Annotated in this window: 10 protein-coding genes and 1 tRNA gene; 6 read left to right on the forward strand and 5 right to left on the reverse strand. The window is 50.4% G+C overall.

The window, feature by feature from the left end:
- Window positions 1-305: 305 nt before the first annotated feature.
- A complete protein-coding gene (locus DZC79_RS06625; protein ID WP_118950767.1) occupies window positions 306-1,445 on the reverse strand; it encodes a DNA polymerase III subunit in 1,140 nt (379 codons plus the stop codon).
- A gap of 35 nt (window positions 1,446-1,480) precedes the next feature.
- Window positions 1,481-4,846 carry a DUF7948 domain-containing protein gene (locus DZC79_RS06630; RefSeq protein WP_118950768.1) on the reverse strand — a complete coding sequence of 1,122 codons (3,366 nt, stop codon included), beginning with the start codon at window positions 4,844-4,846 and terminating at the stop codon, window positions 1,481-1,483.
- Between the two features lie 168 nt (window positions 4,847-5,014).
- Between DZC79_RS06630 and DZC79_RS06640 the strand changes: the two genes are divergently transcribed.
- From DZC79_RS06640 to DZC79_RS06655, 3 genes are all read left to right on the forward strand, one after another.
- Window positions 5,015-5,101 (forward strand) — tRNA-Leu (locus DZC79_RS06640).
- 426 nt (window positions 5,102-5,527) lie between these two features.
- Complete coding sequence (locus DZC79_RS06650) at window positions 5,528-5,986, forward strand: mobile mystery protein A (RefSeq protein WP_118950770.1); 459 nt, start codon at window positions 5,528-5,530, stop codon at window positions 5,984-5,986.
- Window positions 5,977-6,573, forward strand: coding sequence for a mobile mystery protein B (locus tag DZC79_RS06655; protein WP_118950771.1), 597 nt, complete (start codon window positions 5,977-5,979; stop codon window positions 6,571-6,573). The genes DZC79_RS06650 and DZC79_RS06655 overlap by 10 nt, the downstream gene beginning before the upstream one ends.
- A gap of 270 nt (window positions 6,574-6,843) precedes the next feature.
- On the opposite strand, the gene DZC79_RS06660 is transcribed toward DZC79_RS06655, so the two are convergent.
- Together DZC79_RS06660 and DZC79_RS06665 are read right to left on the reverse strand one after the other, a co-directional pair.
- Entirely contained in the window at window positions 6,844-7,479 is a 636-nt protein-coding gene (locus tag DZC79_RS06660; protein WP_118950772.1) for a response regulator, read from the reverse strand.
- Between the two features lie 56 nt (window positions 7,480-7,535).
- Window positions 7,536-9,539 (reverse strand): tetratricopeptide repeat-containing sensor histidine kinase, encoded by a 2,004-nt coding sequence (locus tag DZC79_RS06665; RefSeq protein ID WP_157976972.1) that lies wholly within the window; start codon window positions 9,537-9,539, stop codon window positions 7,536-7,538.
- Window positions 9,540-9,766: 227 nt separating this feature from the next.
- Here DZC79_RS06665 and DZC79_RS06670 point away from each other — a divergent pair, with 227 nt between their 5' ends.
- Entirely contained in the window at window positions 9,767-13,123 is a 3,357-nt protein-coding gene (locus DZC79_RS06670) for a GEVED domain-containing protein (RefSeq protein ID WP_157976973.1), read from the forward strand.
- A gap of 81 nt (window positions 13,124-13,204) precedes the next feature.
- A complete protein-coding gene (locus tag DZC79_RS06675) occupies window positions 13,205-16,369 on the forward strand; it encodes a gliding motility-associated C-terminal domain-containing protein (protein WP_118950775.1) in 3,165 nt (1,054 codons plus the stop codon).
- Between the two features lie 133 nt (window positions 16,370-16,502).
- On the opposite strand, the gene DZC79_RS06680 is transcribed toward DZC79_RS06675, so the two are convergent.
- Window positions 16,503-16,715, reverse strand: coding sequence for a hypothetical protein (locus tag DZC79_RS06680; RefSeq protein ID WP_157976974.1), 213 nt, complete (start codon window positions 16,713-16,715; stop codon window positions 16,503-16,505).
- Window positions 16,716-17,001: 286 nt separating this feature from the next.
- Here DZC79_RS06680 and DZC79_RS06685 point away from each other — a divergent pair, with 286 nt between their 5' ends.
- Window positions 17,002-20,682, forward strand: coding sequence for a PA14 domain-containing protein (locus tag DZC79_RS06685; protein ID WP_118950777.1), 3,681 nt, complete (start codon window positions 17,002-17,004; stop codon window positions 20,680-20,682).
- The last annotated feature ends 93 nt before the right edge of the window (window positions 20,683-20,775 follow it).

The raw sequence follows: 20,775 nt of genomic DNA on the forward strand, positions 1-20,775 counted from the left end.
AAAGCCGCTCGCCGAAGTTGTCCCGGTTTATTTATTTCGCAGCGCCACTGCGCCGTCGCGAGCAATAATAAATTTAGCACTTTGTGGACAGCATAAGGAGACACTTCGGTTGCTACGCAGACCTCAGCGTGACAATGGGATGTTTTTGATTCGAAGTAGTTTAATTGTAGACGCCCTTTGTCATCCAGATAGCATGCGACATGAAGGATCGATCTTGTTTTTTTCTCCGGAGACCAAATAGGTATGAGAAATGTCTTTTCTTGTTCCGTAGCTCATTGACGCCGCGCGAGAGAGGAAGAAAAAGATCAGGCGAATACCTTCAGCTCCTGCCCCTGGATGAGGTATTGCACTTGTAGGGACAAGTACAGCAGCTGAGTCCTGGAGTGTGCATTGCGTTCGATATGATAGATCGTTTTATTGATCGCTTCATCGATCTTTTCGTAGATCTCCGGTGCAAAGTTGCGCTGGGCCAGCTTCCCGGCAAAGGCTGCTTCATCCTCAGGCAATGAGGGCACATAGCCGGGTATCAGCGTCATACGCAGGGCATGGCCCAGTAATTGCTGCGTGAACAGGAGAAAGTTCTTTTGCTGCTCACGCCCGGTCTTACCCATATCCTCCACCCATTTGTTGACGGTAATGCCATTATGGGTAAAGACGCCGTTGAACCACTCCCGCAGGGGCAACAGCAGATCGCTGCCGGTATAGTTCAGCAACTGCAGGGCATTGCTGTAGCTGCCTTCGGCCAGCTGCGCCGCCTGCGCGGCCCGCCGCGGATCGGCCTGATTACGGGTGACGAGCGCATCGGTGATCTCCGCTACGGTAAGCGGCAGCAGGTTCACCTGCTGAGTACGGGAGAGAATGGTGTTGAGCACATCTTCGGTCTCTTCCGCGATCATGAAGATAAGGGTCTGCTGCGGCGGTTCCTCAATCAGCTTCAGCAAAATATTCCCCTCCTTGCCCAGGTATTCTGGCCGCCAGATCAGCTGTACTTTATAGCCGCCTTCAAAGGCCGTCATGTTCAGTGTTTCGATAATGTCGCGGCACTCTTCAGCTGTGATATTACCCTGCTTGTTTTCGGCATTGATGAACTGCAGCCAGTCGAAGGTCGATCCGTAGGGCGATTGCTGTACAAATTCCCGGAACTCGCCCATATAAACTTTGCTCGATGCTTTGACGCCTGGTTTGGGCGGTATGGAAGGAAAGCTGATATGCAGATCGGGGTGGGCCAGCTTCTGCACCTTGGTGCAGCCGGCGCAATGGCCACAGGAATCCTGGTCACCCTTCTGTTCGCAAAAGATGTACTGTGTGAGTGCCAGCGCCAGCGCCAGGCCGCCGGTGCCTTCTTTGCCCGTGATCATCAGGGCATGAGGCAGCTTGCCCGAATGCCAGAGATTGAGTAATCCCTGCTTGGCCAGCGCCTGGCCGGTAACCTCGCTGAAATGCATAGCACAAAGATACGCGCCTTAGCCCGAAAAGACAATTACCGTATCAGGGTCACGTCACCTTTAAGCTTATAGGTATGCTCGCCGATGATGTAGTGCACCAGGTAAAAATAAGTGCCAAGATCGGCAGGCTTGCCGTTGAAAAAGCCATCCCAGCCTTGATTCACGTCCCTGGTGAAAAATACCCTTTGACCGAAGCGGTTATAGACGCTGAAATCTTTGAGCCGTACACGCTCGTCCTGGGGAACCAGCTTGAATACATCGTTCCTGCCATCGCCGTTAGGACTGAAGGCATTGGGCAGCAGGGCATTGGTCACATGTATGGTTACCGAATCTATAGCGCTGCAGCCTTCGGATGATATGCTCCTGAGATAATAAGTAGTTGTCTTTTCCGGTGCTACGGGTGGATTCAGCATATTATCGGGCGATACGCTGCCGGCAGGCAGCCAGATGAAGGAACCCGATGCCCGGCCGTCGAGCTGAGTCGATTCGCCGCGCTTAATGTCCTGGTCCAGGCCGGCGTCGACCGTTACAGGAGGTTGCATTTTGATCATTACCGTACGGTCGATGGCGCAGCCCGTGTCGTTTACGATATGCACTTTGTAGTCGATATTCCGCGAAGGCCACACCCGGGCCAGCGCTGCATCCGTCTGGTCGATAGTCTCATCGGGCGTCCACAGGTAGCTGGTACCGCCATACGCCCGCAGCTGCAGGCTGTCGCCGGGACAGATGGTTGTATCCAGGGGAAGGGCGTACATGCGGCTGTAGTCAAACAGGGAAATATGGATCGTGTCTGTAGCGCTATCGACACAGGATGCCGTCGAGCTGTTACCTACATGTACGATAAAGGTTGTGCTGACTGAAGGATCCACAGTAGCCCGCTGCTGGTTGCCGCCTGAAGTAACGGCGCCGGCAGGCTCCCAGCGGAAGCTCATATGGCTGTTCAGGTTGCTGACATTTGCGGAGAGCGTGATGGGGTGCGGATCACAGAGAAAGGTATCCCTGAAGGCAAGCAAAGGTTTGTCGGTATGCCTGACCACGATATTGTGTGTGGCAGTGTCATGCAGGTTGCATCCGGTTGCCCGTGAAGCCACGAGCGTAATGGTATAGCTACCCTCAGGAAAGGTATGTGTGGGCGAAGTTGCAGTGCTGGTAGTGCCATCGCCGAAATCCCAGAGATAGTCGTTGGCGCCTACGGAATGGTTGTCGAACATTACCTCATAATCGGCACAGCCGGTGTCTTTCGCATTATTGCCCAGCACAAAATCGGCGACGACTGCGCCGACTTCCATGTTGAACTTGTAGCTGGCGATATCATAATCGCCGAAGCTGGTCAGCTTGGTTGGAAAGACAACACCGGGTGTTGTCGGGAAACTGGCGTTATTGGTGCAGGCCGAATGATAGATGATCCCCTGCGGATCAAAACGGCTGGTGCCCCCGTCGACGTGTGTGCCCAGGGGGCCAAAATAAGTACCATACAGCAGACTGGTAAAATCAGGGCTCAATGCGCCCAGCCAGAAGCTTCCGGGTGTAGTCTGGTAAGCCCCCGGCGAGAGCGGCTGGTTGCTGTTGGCGCCAAACCCGCTGAGGTAGGTATTGCCACAGATGTCGTGCATAAAAGCTGTGGGGACAAAACGGACGTTGTTGATAAGATTGCCCATACGGGTGGACAACAAAATGCCGGATAAGGTCGGGCTCAGCTTGGTGATAAAGATGTCGCCGTCGGTTACCGAAAACACCCCGGGAGTCGTAGGATAAGCCCCATCGGTTTGTCCCATGACATAGATATTGTCAGAAGCGTCGTTCTGTATCTTAAAAGCATGATCGTAGGCAGCGGTGCCCAGGTAGGAAGAACGTACCAGCCCAGTGCTGAGGCTGATGATGCTTACAAAGCCGTCGGTGCCGCCCTGGCTTGTGGTGTGCAATGCACCGGCTGTGGTAGGGAAATTGCTGCTTTGCGTGCCGCCGCAGATAGCGACATTGTTATTGCTGTTCAGCACCAGCGAAAAAGCAGCATCATCGCCGTTGCCACCGATAAAGGTGCTGTATTGCAGCGTTGTGAGGCTGGAGTCGAAGCGGCAGACAATGCCGTCCTGCCCGCCGCCGTGTGCAGGCTGCAGCGCGCCCGCAGTAACGGGGAAGTTGGGCGAGCTGGTGCTGCCCGCAATATAGATATGACCGTCAGGCGCAGTCAGTACCTCGCCCCGGTTGTTGTCGCCGTAATTGGGACTAAGGCCGTTGTTCAGGCCGTCGGTGCCGCTGCCGCCCAGGTAAGTTGCGGCTTTCAGTATGGCGCCGTCCTGGCTGAAGCGGGCGATATAAATATCCGTATTGCCATTGTAGGTATTGTCGTAGCAGCCTGTGGTTGTCGCCAGGTTGGAGGAGGTAGTGGTACCGCAGATCACCAGCTCCTGGGCGGTTGTCGCCATCATATTGTTGGGCAGGTCGCGTCCTGTGCCGCCATAATAAGTCGAATAGACAAGTGTGTTGCCGTTGCTGCTGTATTTATTGATACCGGCGTCGACTGTGGCGGAGAATGCGCCCTGGAAAGCGCCAGGGCTGGAAGGCCATCCTACGTCGAAACATTCGCCACCGGCATAGAGATTGCCGGCCAGGTCGTAAGTGGCGCTGAATCCATAGGTATTGGCAGTGCTGCCGCTGAAGGTGCTGAATACAAGCACCGGGTCGATGATCAGCGGCTGGCTTCGATCATACCCCTGCGGAAGGCTGAAGCCCACTCGGTTGCCCGGCAGCAGCCGGTAGTGACAGGAAACTGTCCTTTCTTTACCATCGATCAGCTGGTACGCATAAGGCGCCTGTTCGGTTACGGTGTTGACCGTGGTGCTGATCCTGAGGCTGCCGTCCTTCATCAGCTTTGGCGTTACCCCTTCGAAAGCCAACAGAATAGCGGAAGGGTTGGAGCCGGGAGCTACCCGGAAGTCGTATTTGAGCGACTGTTCACGGCTGTATACGATAGCATCGATGCCGGGGTAAATATTTTGCCAGGTAACCCTTTTGTACAAAGGTACCTTCGTTGCCCACCGGGAGGGATCGTTGCCGATAAAATAATTGTGATAATAAGGCAGCAGCCCGTCTTCTTTAATGATCGTATTGGGGCTGGCATTGCTGAAGGTAACCTGGTAAGCATGGAAGTGTACCTGCGCCGACAGGATATCTTTACCCTCGTGCTTCATCTCATGAATGCGCCGGAGGTCTTCCGGTTGGTAGTAATTGTAGGTAAAGCCGTCGTTCCTCAGGAATACGGCGCCGCCGGGAAGGAAGGCTTTATAACGTACAGGGTCGGGGAATTGGTTGTTGTTCCTGATGAAATCGATATTCCCGTCTTTGGCCGTCAAGGTAAAGGAAAGAAGGCCAAAGAGGCAGAAGTATATCCATCTTTTCATGGTGGCAGGCGATATGTTTGAGCGGTTTAAGGACAGGTGCGTAAGTGTACAGACACGCAATTTTAGTAATGAGTTGGAAAACAATAAATTTTTAAAAAAATCTTCCCTTTTTGTTCTTTTTCTCAAAACTTCCCTTACCTTTGCAACCTCAAAATTCCTGAACGGATTGCCCAGGTGGCGAAATTGGTAGACGCACTGTGTTCAGGTCGCAGCGTTCGCAAGGATGTGCTGGTTCGAATCCAGTCCTGGGCACCACGAGACAGATCCCCGCTTCAAGCGGGGATTTTTGTTTTCAGGCATTTTTAAGTTTAGGCCTTATTGCGGATCAATCGTAAAAGTTGGGGGGAGAAGATAATTAAGCATAGATATTTACGAGCCTGAAGAGGAAGAAAGGGATGTCTCTTACACCCCTGGAAGAAGAACGGAAGGATTTAAAAATAATATAAATATATGGCACTTCGAGACACAAACGTCCTAAACCATATAACCGTTTGCTTCAGCAAAAGCCAGGGAGTGCTTAAGGCAAGTTTGAAGATATATTTTTGCAGTATATGCGAATGAATGTTATATATTTATCCTGATTCATGTTAATAAGTCAGTCTAAAGGCTTACTTTTTCTTTTGTTTGTCATATTATAGCCATACATTTGCTATTATTTAGTCAAAATATACCTTTACTGCCATGGGTAAAAAGTCGTTACAAATACAGCAGCTTAACAGCAAAATGCTGGCTTACGCCAGCCTGCAACAGGTAGCCTCACCACCTACTGGATGGATAAAAGCCATCCGTACCGCTATTGGTATGAGTATGCAGCAGTTGGGCAACCGACTTTCTATTACCAAACAAAGTGTGCAGGATATTGAGCGCAGAGAAAAAGACGGTTCCATTACCATAAAATCCCTTCGGGAAGCAGCGAAGGCTTTGGATATGCAGTTAGTGTACGGTTTTGTCCCGATAGATGGTAGTTTGGAAGAATTGATAGACCGAAAAGCAAAAGAGCTTGCTATGCAAATTGTGATGCGTACCAGTAATAATATGAAACTGGAAGACCAGGAAAACACAAAGCAACGTATTGAAAAAGCAATTCAGGAAAGGGCAATAGCTATTAAAAACGAAATGCCTAAAACCTTATGGGATTAGATTTAGATTACATAGACGGGCAAACACCACTGGATGAAGGCGAGAAAGAAGGGTTGCTCATTCCTACCATTGCCACCCGTGGAGAACTGGACGAGTTTGAACAGCAAAATATTGAACAGGCAGTATTGTGGTCTCTCAATCGTTCTTTTAAAGTTGAAAATGTTTTTACCGAAGAATTTTTAAAAGCAGTACATAAGCGTATGTACAGCAATGTATGGGCATGGGCAGGCGAGTTTCGCAAAACCAATAAAAATATCGGAGTAGATAAATACCAGATACCAACCGAATTGAGATACCTGCTGGATGATGTAAAGTTTTGGTATGCTAACGGCATTTACAGTCCTGATGAAACTACTATACGTTTTAAGCACCGTTTGGTAAGCATACATTGCTTCCCTAATGGCAACGGCAGGCATAGCCGTCTGATGGCTGATATTGTGATTGAGAAAATTTACAAGCGGCCCCATTATACATGGGGGGCAGGTAATTTAGCAGAACAAGGTGATCAACGCAATGTTTACCTCAGCGCCATTAAAGAAGCAGATAAAGGAGATATTCAACCTCTAATAAACTTTGCAAGGTCATAACTAAAAACAACTAACCGGATTAAATCATAAATATTATGGCTTTTCAAAAAATAAGAAGTATGCTACAAAATGCTACATTTAATATTGACTGCACACAAAATAAGGCAGCTATTTATAGGTTACTATGAACTGGTGAATTTCATTTAAATCGCCTATAAAATGGTTCGAAATGTGTCCAGTCATCCCGACAGCACAAGCTTGCTTGCGAACAGAACAGGCCAAAACAAAAGCGGCGCAGCCACACCACCAGGCGTGGTTTGCTGTGGAATGCTACTTATCTAATCCCAACTCTACGGCATATTTCACAAGACCTGCGGTATTTTTGACTTCAAGCTTTAAAGTGAGGTTCAACCTGTAATTCTCAACGGTACGTTTGCTTAAGAAAAGTTCATCCGCAATTTGCTGATTGCTGAAACCTTTGGTGAGCAAGGTCAGTATTTCGATTTCACGGATCGTAAGCGATGCTTTCGACGATGTTTTACGCTGTATCTTCTTTCGGAAATCTTCGACCCTGATCTTCATATCCGGTGAAAGGTACGTCTCCCCGCGGTATACTGTTTCGATGGCATCGACCAGCGTTTCTTCATCTGTATTTTTCAGCAGGTAGCCGAACGCGCCGCTCTTCAGCATGTTGCTCGCATAGAGGGTATTGTTAAAATTGGTAAGCGCTAATACCTTTACATCCGGAAAATTTTTCCTGAGCATCAGCGTAATTTCTTCGCCTCTCATATCCGGCAGCTGTATATCGAGCAATAGCACATCGGGCTGCTGCACTTTGATGCCGGCAAGCAATGCTGCACCACTCAGAAACGTACCAATGATCTGGATAGATGGATAGGGTGAAAGCATATCCCTGATCCCTTTGGATACCAGCGGATGGTCATCGGTTATAAATACAGTAATCATCTGGACGATATTAATGTGAATTTTATCAGCGCGTAACCCGGCGCAACAAGAACAGGTCACTTGTTTATTTCAATATTTACAGTTGTACCCCTGCCTGGCGCTGAATTCAGCTCCATTTTTCCCTTCAGCATCCTGACACGGGCTTCCAGGTTGACGATACCCAGGCCTGCCTTTACTTTGGAACGATCGAACCCTATGCCATTGTCCTCTATCAGCAGCTGCAATTTCCCTTGCTGTCCGAATACCTGCACTACGGCCTCCGTTGCCTGCGAATGGTGTATGATGTTTTGCAGAACCTCTTGCAGCATGCGATAGATGGAAAGCTTTACGGTATTATCCTGTACATCAAATTTGCAATATATCTGAAGGTCTATTTTCAATTGCGGAAAAGTATGGTTCAGCGTTTCGACATATAAAGTAAGGGCCTCTGCCAGCTCGGTGCCCTTGATAAAATCGGGCATAAGATTATGGGCCGTCTGGCGTACCTGCTCCGATGTCTCATTAAGCAAAGCTACTACCTGCATTTTCCTGTCTTCGGGCCAGGAGCTTAATATCATTTTGATCACGGCCAGTTGTCCGCCGATGCCATCGTGCAGCTCCCTGGCTATCCTCATACGTTCATTTTCCTCGCCCTCCATATGCGCTTTCATGGCCAGTATCCTGTTCTTGGCTTTAAGGCTCCAGTAAAACCCTAAGCAAAGCACAATAAAGATAATAGCACCGACAGCTGCAGCCGATATTAAAAAGTTTTTATGCTCCAGATCCCGTTTCTGCTTTTCGATCAGCAACTCTTTCTCTGCGATGTTCTTGTCTTTCTCCGCTGTCCTGAATTTGGCCTCCAGCTCATTGGCAATTTTGAGTTTTTCCTTGTTGTTCAGGCTATCCTGCAGCGCAATATAATTTTTCTGCTGCTCAGCCGCTTCTTTGTACCGGCCGGTTTCCGTGTACACCTTGGTGAGCGTGGATAGTGCCTCCAGTTTATCTGTTAAGATGCCTGTCTTGTGGGCTGTTGCCAGGGCCAGCACTAGCACTTTCTCCGCATTCTTGTAGTCCCCTGTTCTGTAATAGGTAAGACCTAAGGTATAATAGGGCATGATCAGCGAGTAAAGGGGAAAGGTAGCATCCGATATTTCGATGATCTTTTTTAGCGCCACAATAGCTTCATGTAGCTGGTCGGTAGCGAGGTAATATTTCGCTTCTACCAGGTAAACCGCCTGCTGCACTTCTATCAGCTTATACTTGCGGGCAACCAGGAACGCTTTTTCCCGGTACATCGCCGACAGCTTATAGTCCTTGCCTGCAAGCGCCAGATCGGCTTTGTTGGACCATATGTAACCATATATCTCTTCCATTTTCCTGTCCAGCATCAGCCTTTCGCCCAGGTTGAGGTAGTAAGCTGCTTTTTCGAATTGCGCCATGTGTATCAGGACATCAGATATATTGTTGTAGGTCATGATAAGATTGTAATCGTCGGCCTTATGCTGCTGCATGTACTGCAGGCCGGCATAGTAGTATTCAAAGGCTTTCTCAAAATTGGCCTGGTAACTGTAAGAGGCGCCCAGATTAATATATAAGGCCGACAGCAGGCTTTGCTTTTCGGCAGATATAAGCGCGTAGTAGTAAGCTCTTTTAAAGGCTAGACGGGAGTCGGCGAACCGGCCCTGACCCAGCAGGGTCATTCCCCTGCTGTTGAGCGCCTGCGCCACCCCGGTATAATATCCTATCCTGATACTTTCGGCATAAGCCGAATCGAAGTAGTGCATAGCGCTGTCGGTATGCACCCACTGCAAAGCTTCTCCTGTTTTTTTTAGCCGGCTTATCCTGCTCTTTTGCGCTGGCGTGATCGCGGTTTCTTTGGCGGGACCCAGTATGCCATAATCGTAAGTGGTCGTCGGGGAAAGGGGCCAGTCGGGCGGTAATTGATTTTCTTCTGGAACAAACAAAAACGCAGGCCAGGCTGCCTGCTGGCTATAGCCTTTCCAGGACGCCAAGCTTCCCGCCAGCAAGAGCAGCAGCAGCTGAATATATGGATACCGGCTCCCTATCAAGACTGATCTCAAATTGAATTAAACAGCGAAGATTCCAGGCCCTGAGGAGCGACCTGCGGATACCAAAGTAGCGCATTTTATGCTTATCCGGAAAAAATACCGGCAAAAATAAAAGGAGTAGTAATACTCTATTGCTGCAGTTTCCTCCCGGCTAATTTTGTTTTTATAGTCGCTTATTCCAAACATCTGCTTCAGGCTACTAATAGAAACAATAATCCTAAATGCTAAATGAATCCCGGATGATGAAATCATTACAAAACCTTTTAACCGGAGTCCTTTTTACCATTGGCCTGCTGGCAGGCAGCTATTGGAAATCTTCCGCCCAGCAAATCGTGCAGCTGGGTACCGATACCACTTACGACAATATCTATTCCCCTATCTCTATTTCTCCCTGGGGAAAGAATACGCACTTTCAGCAATTGTACACCGCTGCGGAGCTCAATACGCTGGGCGTAACGGGTGCGTCAATCATCGACTCGCTGGCTATAAATGTATACCAGGCACCACAGCTGCCTTTGCCGGGATACGCGGTCAAGATCAAAAATACGGCGGCCGCATCGATAGCCGCCTTTGATGGTCTGGCGCTCAGCCAGGTATATACGGCAGCTACTTTTACGCCTGTTGCCGGTCAGTGGAACTGGCTGCATTTCCAGAACCCGTTTTTTTGGGATGGCAGCAGCAACCTGATCATCGATTTCTGCTTTGACACTACTGTGGCTACCCCTGCAGGGTTTACAGGCAAGCTGCGCTATTCGGAAAGCCTGACCGGGGGCACCGCTGTGTTCAGGTCTGTTGCTTCGGCCTGCAATGACTACAATGATGCAGAACCGTTCAACAACAGGACTAATATTAAGCTGAGCATGCGGTCCGCGCCGGCCTGTACCGGTACCCCGGCTACGCCCAATCTTCTTCCCGGCGGTCCGTTCAATATATGTCCATCGGAGCCGGTTACTTTAAATGCCGTCTCTTCTGCAACAGGCAGCGGACTATCGTATACATGGCAGCAATCTGTGGACAACGGTGCTACATGGCAAAATATTACAGGCGTCTCCGGTAGCATGGCTACCTTCGCCGTAGGTACAGATACCACACAGTTCCGCGTGCAGCTTACCTGCAGCAATACCAATCAAACTGCAACCAGCCTTCCCGTTCAGGTCAATCCGAACACCAGCGGACTAATATACAGGCCGCTTCCTTACAGCCAGGATTTCGAACAGTGGCAAAGCAGGTGCAGCAACCTGGAATTGCCCGATTCAAACTGGGCCGCGTTTCCTGCCACCGGCAATGCCTCGTGGAGAAGAGAAGACCAGGGCGACTCCGCCTCATGGACAGGTTCCGTGGTGCCCACTTACTATATGCCGGTGAGCAGCGCCAATGCACATTCGGCCCGCTTTCATACTACGGAGACGGCTTCTTCGGGCAGCTTGAGCGTATATGCCGATTGCAGCGGAGCGGGTGTCAAAACATTGCGCTTTGACTATATGAACAAGGCCACCGCTGGCAGCAACGCCAATATGGAAATACTGGTTTCGACCGATGCCGGCGCTACGTTTACGCAGCTGGCCGTATTGAACAGTATGGGCGTCAGCGCCGGATGGGAAGCTCAAACGTTTGATATCACATCGGGTTCGGTAACTACGATTATCAAGTTCACCGGGCATGGCGAACCTCAGTGGGGCGATTTCGATATGGGTATAGACAATCTCCGCATCCTGCCGGCCTGTACCGGAACGCCGTTAGCTGGCACCGTGGATTCCGCTACAGCTTGCCTGGGATCGGGCGTGGCACTTTCGCTTACCGGAACCACAGCGGCCGGGGGACTTACCTGGCAGTGGCAGCAGTCTACCAATGGTATCACCTGGGACGACGTGATCGGCGGAACGCAGGAAGTATCTACGACGCCTCTGAACCAGGATACCTGGTTCCGCGCTATCGTTACTTGTGCTAATTCGGGAGCGATCGATACATCCGCGCCCAGGCTGCTGCACCTGCAACCGTTCTACAACTGCTATTGCAACTCCGCGTCTACCGCGCCAAGCGCATGGGTGAATATGGGCAATGTAAAACTAATAACCGCGTCGGGCATCGATACCCTGATCAATAATGGTAATCCTTTACCCCAAAGCAATAACCTGAATGCCAAACAACACTATACCGACTATACGAATACAGGCATTGCCGATATGATCAAAGACAGCACTTACATCTTCGACCTGAGCTACATAACGAGCAATGGCCCCTGGGCATGGCCGGTAATGTCGGGTTCCTATACCAAAATCTATATCGACTACAACCACAACAGCATATTTGATACGGATGAAATTGCCTGGGAAGGCTCCAAGCCAGAAGATACTTACAATATTACCGGTAGCTATACGGTACCGGGTACCGTTATGACCGGCATTACCCGTATGCGTATCGTCACCAATACTGACGGGTACTACGATCCCACTGTAGTAGAGCCCTGCGGCCCGTATTATGGTGGTGAAACGGAAGACTACCTGGTACATATCCATAATGCTCCCTGTACCGGCAATATCAATGCAGGTATAGTAAATGCTTCGGATACCCTGCTTTGTCCCGGGTACCTGTTTAATCTCGTCCATAGCGGGTTCGATACGATACCGGGCCTGACAAGCAGGATATGGCAAGCTTCGACGAATGGTACGCTGTGGAACGATGTACCCGGAACAGAAAATACGGCTCAGCTATCGGGCACCTTTGCTGCTGCAGCCTGGTACAGGATAAAAGCAACGTGCAGGGCATCGGGTACCCAAGCCTTCTCCAATGCAATAGCCCTAACGGCCAGCACACTTTGCTATTGCACCAGCTATGCCGACGGCGGGTTCTCCGCAAAGGCCGACAGCAGCGATATCGGCGGCTTTGCCCTGAGCACTGTTGATCATCCTTTATCCGGAGGACATTTGAATAATGCTCTGGCTATTCGCAGGAATACTGACTTTAGCAGAGAAGGCATAATATCGCTTTATGTTGACAGCACTTATAATTTCAGCCTGGATCATATCCTGTTGCGCAATACCCATGCCGACGCCAGGATCACCATGTTTGCCGACTTTAATTGCAACGGCGTCTATGATATACCGGAAGAGCGTATTTATACAGGAAAAACCACCGCAACCACCTGGCATAAAACAGCTACGATCACCATTCCTGCAGCTGCTGTATTGAATACAGTGACCGGCCTGCGTATGATAATTAATAACGATACTGCTGCCAATGCGCCTTCCGACGAAGGATGCGGGACCTTTGTATCGGGCGAGACCGAGGACTACCTGGTGAAATTTCAATCGAATATGGTAGGAATAAACCAGGCCCCCGATCTTAGGGATAACCTTACGCTGTTTCCGAATCCATCCGGAGGCACGGTCGCTGTAGCCTACAACGGGGCTACGCTTGAAAACGCCGATCTGCTGGTTCAGACAGTTACCGGCCAGACGATACAGGTGCAGCACCTCGGAAGCCTGAAACGCGGGCAGGTCGTAACGCTTGACCTTCATAGCTACAGTAAAGGCATCTATTTCATCAAAATAACATCGGGCAAAGGAAGCCATATGGCAAAGGTTGTTTTGCAATAGCGTAGCGCATTCTTATCAATACCTGATATTCCGGATGCGGCGCTGTCATGCCGTATCCGGATTCCTCTTAAATACCAACCAATGAAATCCTTTTTTTCTTTTTTCCTGACGACCGTCGTTTTATTCCAGCTTTTTGCGACGCATAAGGCCGCAGCCGTGGGGCCGGCAGCAGGCGGCGAGATCATATACCAGTACATCAACGATACCACATACCGTTTTTATTTTCGTTACCAGCGCACCTGTACGGGTATACCTGAACCTGATAAAGTAAGCCTTTGCTACCGGAATACCTGCAATTTTATCTGGAGCACTGCTATTATGGACCGGGCAACGTTTACGCCCTGGAACACACCGAACGGCCAGGAGGTATTGAAGAGCTGCGCCAGCAACCCCAGCGCCTGCTCCGATCCGGCAGGCACATCTGAAATGTACCGCGACTGGTGGTATACTGCTGTAGTAACCATACGCCAGCCTTGTAATCATTGGATATTCTCGGTAAATATTGATGAGCGTGACCGGGATTCGATTACCAATTTGACCATACTGCCTCCTTTTGAACATAATTTGTATGTAGAAGCCACTTTGGATAACCTGAATGCACCGCAGCAGTCGTCGCCTTATTTTACTTCGCCGGTACCCGTATTTGCCTGTGCCAATACACCTTTCCATTATAACAACGGCGTTATGGACCCCGACGGCGACTCGTTGGTGTATAAGATGATCCAGCCTCGTGCCGCATATACAGACATGTTTGTGATCTGCGCCGGCTATCCGCCTTATAACATGAACTTTACCGGACCTCAGTACAACCTCAGCAATAATCCGCTGCTGACCAACAATACATTCGCTCTGGATCCGCAAACGGGGAACTTTGATTTTACACCGTTGCCCGGACAGGTAGCTTATCTTGCTTATGCCGTGGAGAAATACAGGAACGGACAGTTTATCGGTTCTGTTATGCGGGATGCCCGGATAGAAATACGGAATGCCGATATCTCTTTTCAGCCGCAGCTGGATATTGATCCGTCAAGCATTACCGGAGGAACGCTTGTCAACGATACGATCGTGGTTTGCGGCAACAACGATCTTAATTTTTGCTTCACTATGCAATCCGGCGGAACATCGATGGTGGTAAGCGACAATAGTGCCATAGTGCTGGATGGCGCTTCCGTCAGCTACCAGGATCAAGGCAGCAGCCAGGTTGCCGGTTGCATCAACTGGAAACCCGCCGGCAACGATACCGGCTTTAAGCAGCTGATCATCTACGCCAGGGACAGCGCCTGTACGCCCGGCAGCTACCCGGTAGTACAGGCATTCCGTATTCCGGTTGTCGTTCGTACAGGTATGCAGATCCTGGCCGGCGACACGCTTATTTGTCCCGGCGCCTCCGTCAGGCTGACCACTACAGGTGGAGCAAGTTCTTACAGCTGGTCGGTGATGCCCGGCTATCCCCCCTCTGCCTTCTCCTGCACGACCTGCGATACAACAATAGTAACACCTACCGATTCCACTAAATATATTGTCAATTCAAACTTGAACAACGGATGCCCGTCAGCCGACACCATACGCATTGCTATAGATCGGGCTAACGTGCTTAAAGCCTCGCCCGACACGATAGTGCTGTGCAATGGCGGCACTTATGTACAGCTTAATGCAACCACAACAGGACCGCAGCCTTTAAAAATAATGGCATGCGGCGCTAACGGAACAGCGGGCAGCGGCGCTATCGATTCGTTCGATTATGCAGAAGAAAGCGGCAACAGCAATATGGTAGACTGGCATGGGCTGGGCAGGTACTGGGGGCCATTCTACGCTTATTTCCGGACCCAGAAAATGCAGATGCTCTATCGCAAGGAGGAATTGCAGGCCGGTGGCTCCAGGGCAGGCTCCCTGCGGAAAATAGCGCTTCATTACGGCAGCTTCAACGGCGCCAATCCAACTTTCCAGAATGTAAAGATAGCCTTGCGCTGTACCGATAAGTTCGAATTTGTGGCGGCCAACCATAGCGAATTCGAAACCGGCCTTATAGAGGTGTTCTCTGCGCCTTCAGTAACCCTGCACCCGGGCTGGAACGAATTTACCTTCAATGTTCCGTACGACTATGACACTTCCAAGAACCTGGTGGTTCAATTCTGCTACAGCGGTACAGCTCCGGTCTCACTGCATATCAATTCCAACATGCTGCCTGTCTACTACATCACGAATACCTACAATGCCTCAATCTGCGCCGGACAGCAGGGCACAGGCAACAGCTGCGTGAACAACCTGGGAACTGTCGTAACTTCCCACAGGAAGCCGGATACCAGGTTCTACTATACTCCCCCACCCGAAGCCGGCTTTCAGTACAGCTGGAGTCCGGAGACCGGAATGGATAATCCCGGGGCGGCCGGCACAGGCCTTATGGCCGATCATACTTCATGGTATACGGTAAGCACCCAAAGCAAATACGGCTGTACCCTAAAAGACTCGATCCTCGTGTATGTAGCTGATAAGGCATTTGCCGTCATTCCTCCCCATGCTGAAATTTGTATAGGCGAAGTACTGAAGCTGGAAGCAACAGGCGGCGCTTCCTTCAGCTGGACCGATACGCTGTTCCAGGCGCCACAAGGATTCAGCTGCACTACATGCCCCGATCCCGACGTCAGCTTGCCATTAGGGGTTCATCCCTATAAGGTAGTGATAGCCGATGGCTATGGCTGCAGCGATACTCTGGATGCTTCTGTAAACGTAAACCCGATCCCTGCGACCAAAATACGCAACGCTGATACGACCATTACCTATGGTTCCAGTATCCGGCTATTTGCAGAAGGTGCTTCTTATTATTTATGGGACCCTGGCAATACTGTCGATAATCCACGGTCGGGCTCGCCCCTGGCAAGTCCCCGTGAAAATACCTTGTATGTTGTTACTGGCTTTGCTCCCGGAGGATGTGCCGTAAAAGATTCGGTATGGGTAAATGTAGATCGGGATGGGAAGATATTAATTCCTTCGGCGTTCAGTCCCAATGGGGATGGAGTTAACGACATCTTCAGGGTGGAGCACCTGCAGTTTCAGAAGGTCGATGCCTTTATGATCTACGATCGCTGGGGGAAAGAGGTCTATCGCGCCGGGCTTAACCAGAATGGCTGGGACGGCACCTTTAACGGAAGCCCGATGCCGCTGGGCACTTATTTCTACTTTATTCAGCTGCAGTATCCCGGCGGCAGAACCCGGTCGTTCAAAGGTGATGTAACCCTTATCAGGTAGCTATGGCCCGACAATCTAAAATTAGCTCGTACCGCAATGAATAAGGCAGTATAAATACCCTGGTTTTACCTTGTATACCTTTATGCCGGTTACGGACATCAGCATAAGCAGGTCATGTATAAGCAAACAAGAATCAACGGGCAACTATGGCTGTCTTTTTATGGATCGGCATTACCAGCGAAGGCTTGCCTTCTGTAGCTTCTTTTTGCTGTAAGTATTTCCAATGATCATTGGCCCCGGCGTTATATTCCAGATGCATCAATGCGGTTAGTTCCCTGATGCAAGCTTTGGGAAGCTTCCACCTGGAGGCCAGCGCAGCTACCTCCTGAAATCCATTCCAAATCATATCCGGGTATTTCATTTATGAGTAACAACCGGGAAAATGTTTTGTTTTCAGAATGCCCATTGTAATTCCTTACTGCCGGTTTGCTGAAACCAATATTCATATACCGGCATTCCTGCACCAGGTGCTGACAGCCATACATAAGCCTGTTTAAGGTATTGTTTGCTCTTTCATTAATTATCACCGTAAAGCTATAGTCCTTTACATGCAAATCAGTTTCTTTACACAGGCCCGATCATATCAATTCGTTGATGATGCCGATATTAGTAACCCATAATTTCCAACTCCAATGAACCAACCTTTCCAAAACACCAATCTCTTCCGGCGACGTTTCCTATTAGCAGTATGCTTCCTGCATACGTCGTTTTTCACCTTCGCTCAAACTGGTCCTCACGATTTCGAATTCTGGTTTGGCGTGCCGCAATGGGGCACCGGCTACAAAAGCCCGCAGCAAATACATTTTACAGGTTCCGGGACCGATACCTCCTATTACGAGATTGATATGCCGGCAGAGGCCTCGTTTGCACCTATTGCAGGCGCTGTACCGCCAGGTTCCTCCGGCATCGTAAATATGACCAGCTTTATCAGCCAGATCGAGACGGTACCGGCCGATGCGGTAGTCAACCGGGGGCTGCGTATCCGGATATGGGGGAAAATGGGCGCCTATTATGCCAATGAGACGGGCAATAACTATGGCACGCTGCCCTTAAGAGGTCCTAACGCGCTGGGAACCGATTTTATCGTTCCCGGGCAAAACGTCTATGCCAACGGCGCGACCTATACGCCAGGCGTGAGCTCATTTGTCGTTACGGCTACGGAAGACAATACGGTGGTGACGATTGTACCCACGCAACCCATTATAGGCCATGGCGCCAATGTACCCTTTACCATTACCCTGAACCGGGGACAAAGCTACCAGGCTGCCAACACAGTGAAAACCGGTGTGCACCTGGCAGGCTCTACCATCAGCGCCAACAACCTGGTCGTGGTTTCTTATGTAGACGACTTGATTGCCACAGGCGGCCCTGCCGATAACGGCGGCGACCAGCTCATCCCTGTTACCGGGCTGGGCACGGATTATGTACATATCCGGACCAGCTTAACGATTCCCGAAAGAGTATTCCTTACCGGTATTTACAACGGAACCGAAGTAACTATCAATAACGGCACCAGCACTACCACTCTGATACTCGATAAGGGAGAGCTGAAATCTTACGCCCTGCCTGCAGGGATCAATGCCGCCTATATCCATTCGACCAAATCCATTAGCGCTTATCAGCTGGGCGGATCGGGCGGCGAGCTGGGATCAGGTATACTGACCCCGGTCGTTGACTGCAAGGGTACGGACATTGTTGCCTTTCAGCGCCCCGCCAGCGCCAGCACTACTTTTTTCAATATAATCGTACCCGCCGGCTATGAAAGTAATTTTTTGCTTAATGGTAGTGCGACCATTGTCACCGCAGCCGACTTCCTGGATGTGCCCGGCTATGCAGGGTGGAAATATTGCAGGAAAAATGTAACCAGCACTTTTACCGCAGGTCAAACGATAATTATCAAAAATACCGGCAGCAAATTTTTCTTCTATCAGAATTTGTATTCAGCAGCCGGCGGCGGTGGCGGAGACTTCAGCAACTTTTCCGATTTCGGTAACCTGCTGGCCTATCCCAAAGTAACCCGCGACTGCGGCACAGGGATAATAACTTTAGACAGCCGCAGCGTGGCCTACAATGCCACTATCACTAACCATGTGTGGACAGCACCGGATGGAGATACCTTAGCCCTGGGGAACACCCTCTCTGCCATTACATTGGCCGGTGTCGCCGCTTCCGACACCGGTTGGTACCATGTCCGTATCTATGGCGATAATGGCTGCTCCATCGTCGACAGCATGCATGTAAGCCTGCCGGTGGATAGTGTCACTATCGTTCGCAATCCATCGTCGGCATGCGAAGGCTCATCGGTGCTCTTTAATTCCCGGGTTACGCCGGGTGCTGCGATAACGGGTATCAGCTGGACAGGTCCCAATGGTTTTACCAGCAACACGGCAGGATTCAATTTGCTGAACGCAACGGCTGCCAATTCCGGCACCTATATCTGCAGGTATTATGATGCTTACGGCTGCTATGTGGAAGACAGCACCTCGCTTACTGTAAACGCGGCTTCATCGATTCCGGAATTTACCATTAATGGAAATGATCTGCTGAGCTGCGATGATACCGCCACTACCCTAAGCGTGGCGGGCTATATTCCGGGACTGGCCTACCGGACCTTTACCGGCTATACAGCGCCATCATTGCTGGCAAGCAATAATTTCGATGCCGTTACCACCGGCTTTTACAGCCAGCTGCCGGCAACACGGGGCGCCGTATCGCAGCCAAACCTTTCCGGCCTGACCGGCATCACTGCCGCCAGCAATAATTTTGGCATAAAATATAAAGGCTTTATCCATATCGACACTGCCGGCGCTTATACCTTTTACCTCAACAGCTATGATGGCAGCAACCTTTATATCGATGGAGCCCAGGTCGTTTCCAACGACGGCACCCATGCGCTGGCGGAGGTATCGGGTAATGTAACGCTGAGCAGAGGCTACCATGCCATAGAGACAAACTATTTTACAGGGTCCGCTGCTGCTGCGGCGGCGCTCACGGTGTCCTGGCAGGGCCCTGCCATTGCCAAAGCGCCCCTGCCGGCATCGGTATTATTCATGCCGGGCGGTACAGCGCCGGCAGGACTGAGCTATTTATGGATCAATGAGACTACGGGCGATACCGTAGGCACCGGCGCCAGCCTGTCCGTAACCACGCCGGGGGCGTATCGCCTGGTAGCCGATAACGGATGCGCATCTTTTAAATTTTACCAGGTCGAAAAAGCGGTAAGCTATGATTATTCCGATCTGCCTTCTCCCTGGCCTGCGGCACAGGCCGGTACTGCCGGGTGCACTACAGCCGGAGGGGCGCCTCTGGCTGCCCATGCCGTTTGGGCAGGCAACGCCATCAGTGTAGAGTGGGCCCATGGTACCTTCGTAGAGGAAGATAGCTATGATGATGGCTTAAGTAATGCCAGCACTTCATTAACAAGAGGCGACACATCAACCTTCAGCGTTTTGCTGAACAGCAATACTGCGGGTAAAACGGTTTATTATGGCTTATGGTTCGACTGGAATAATAATGGCGATTTCACGGACGATTATGAGACGCCCGGAGGTAACAGGGCCTTTTATTCGGGTAATGGTATCGTTACCGTTGCCGGTACCCCATCTTCCCAAAATGTCGATGTGTTGATACCCGGCGGAGCCTTGCCTGCTTATAAGACAAGGCTGATCGTATCCGATGTTCCTCTCTCCTTTGCCGATTATGACAATATATTCGCTGTCGGTGAGGTGGAAGATTATGGCGCAAGCGTGCCCTTACCGGTTTTGATATCCGACTTCAACGCAGCAAAGGTGCAGGAAGGTGTGCGGCTGCTATGGCATGTAGGAACAGAAAATAAGGTAAGCCATTACGCGGTGGAATGGTCTGACGATGGCAAAGAATTTGCTTTCATCGGGCGCAGGGATGCTACAGGATTGAAAAGCTACGAATATATCCATACCACACCCCGGAGAGGACTTAACTATTACCGGATCAAGACAACGGATCTTGATGGCTCCGTCGCGTACAGTATGATCAGGACAATCCAGGTAGATGTAGCTCCGGCCGATCAGCTGTCAGTCTCTCCCAATCCATTAGGTGCAGATAAGCGGGTTAAGCTGGCGATCAATAGCAGCATGCAGGCGAATGCAATGGTATCGGTGACCGACCAATCCGGCAGACAGGTTTATACTTCAAAGATAGCCGTACAGGAAGGCCGGAATGAAACCATCATCCAGCTAAAAGGTATGCCGGCCGGAATGTATTATCTGAGGCTGCGATCGGGCAATACCGCACTCGATGTGCTGCCGGCGCAGAAAATCGTAATCGTGAAATAATACATTGACGGCTCAGGATATCCAGGCTGCTCATCGCCAAAGAGGCTGTCCCAAAAGGTCAGCCTCTTTGCTATTATTTTTCGCATCGTGTAT

This window comes from Taibaiella helva (assembly GCF_003545695.1).
In the GTDB taxonomy this organism is placed as follows: Bacteria; Bacteroidota; Bacteroidia; order Chitinophagales; family Chitinophagaceae; genus Taibaiella; species Taibaiella helva.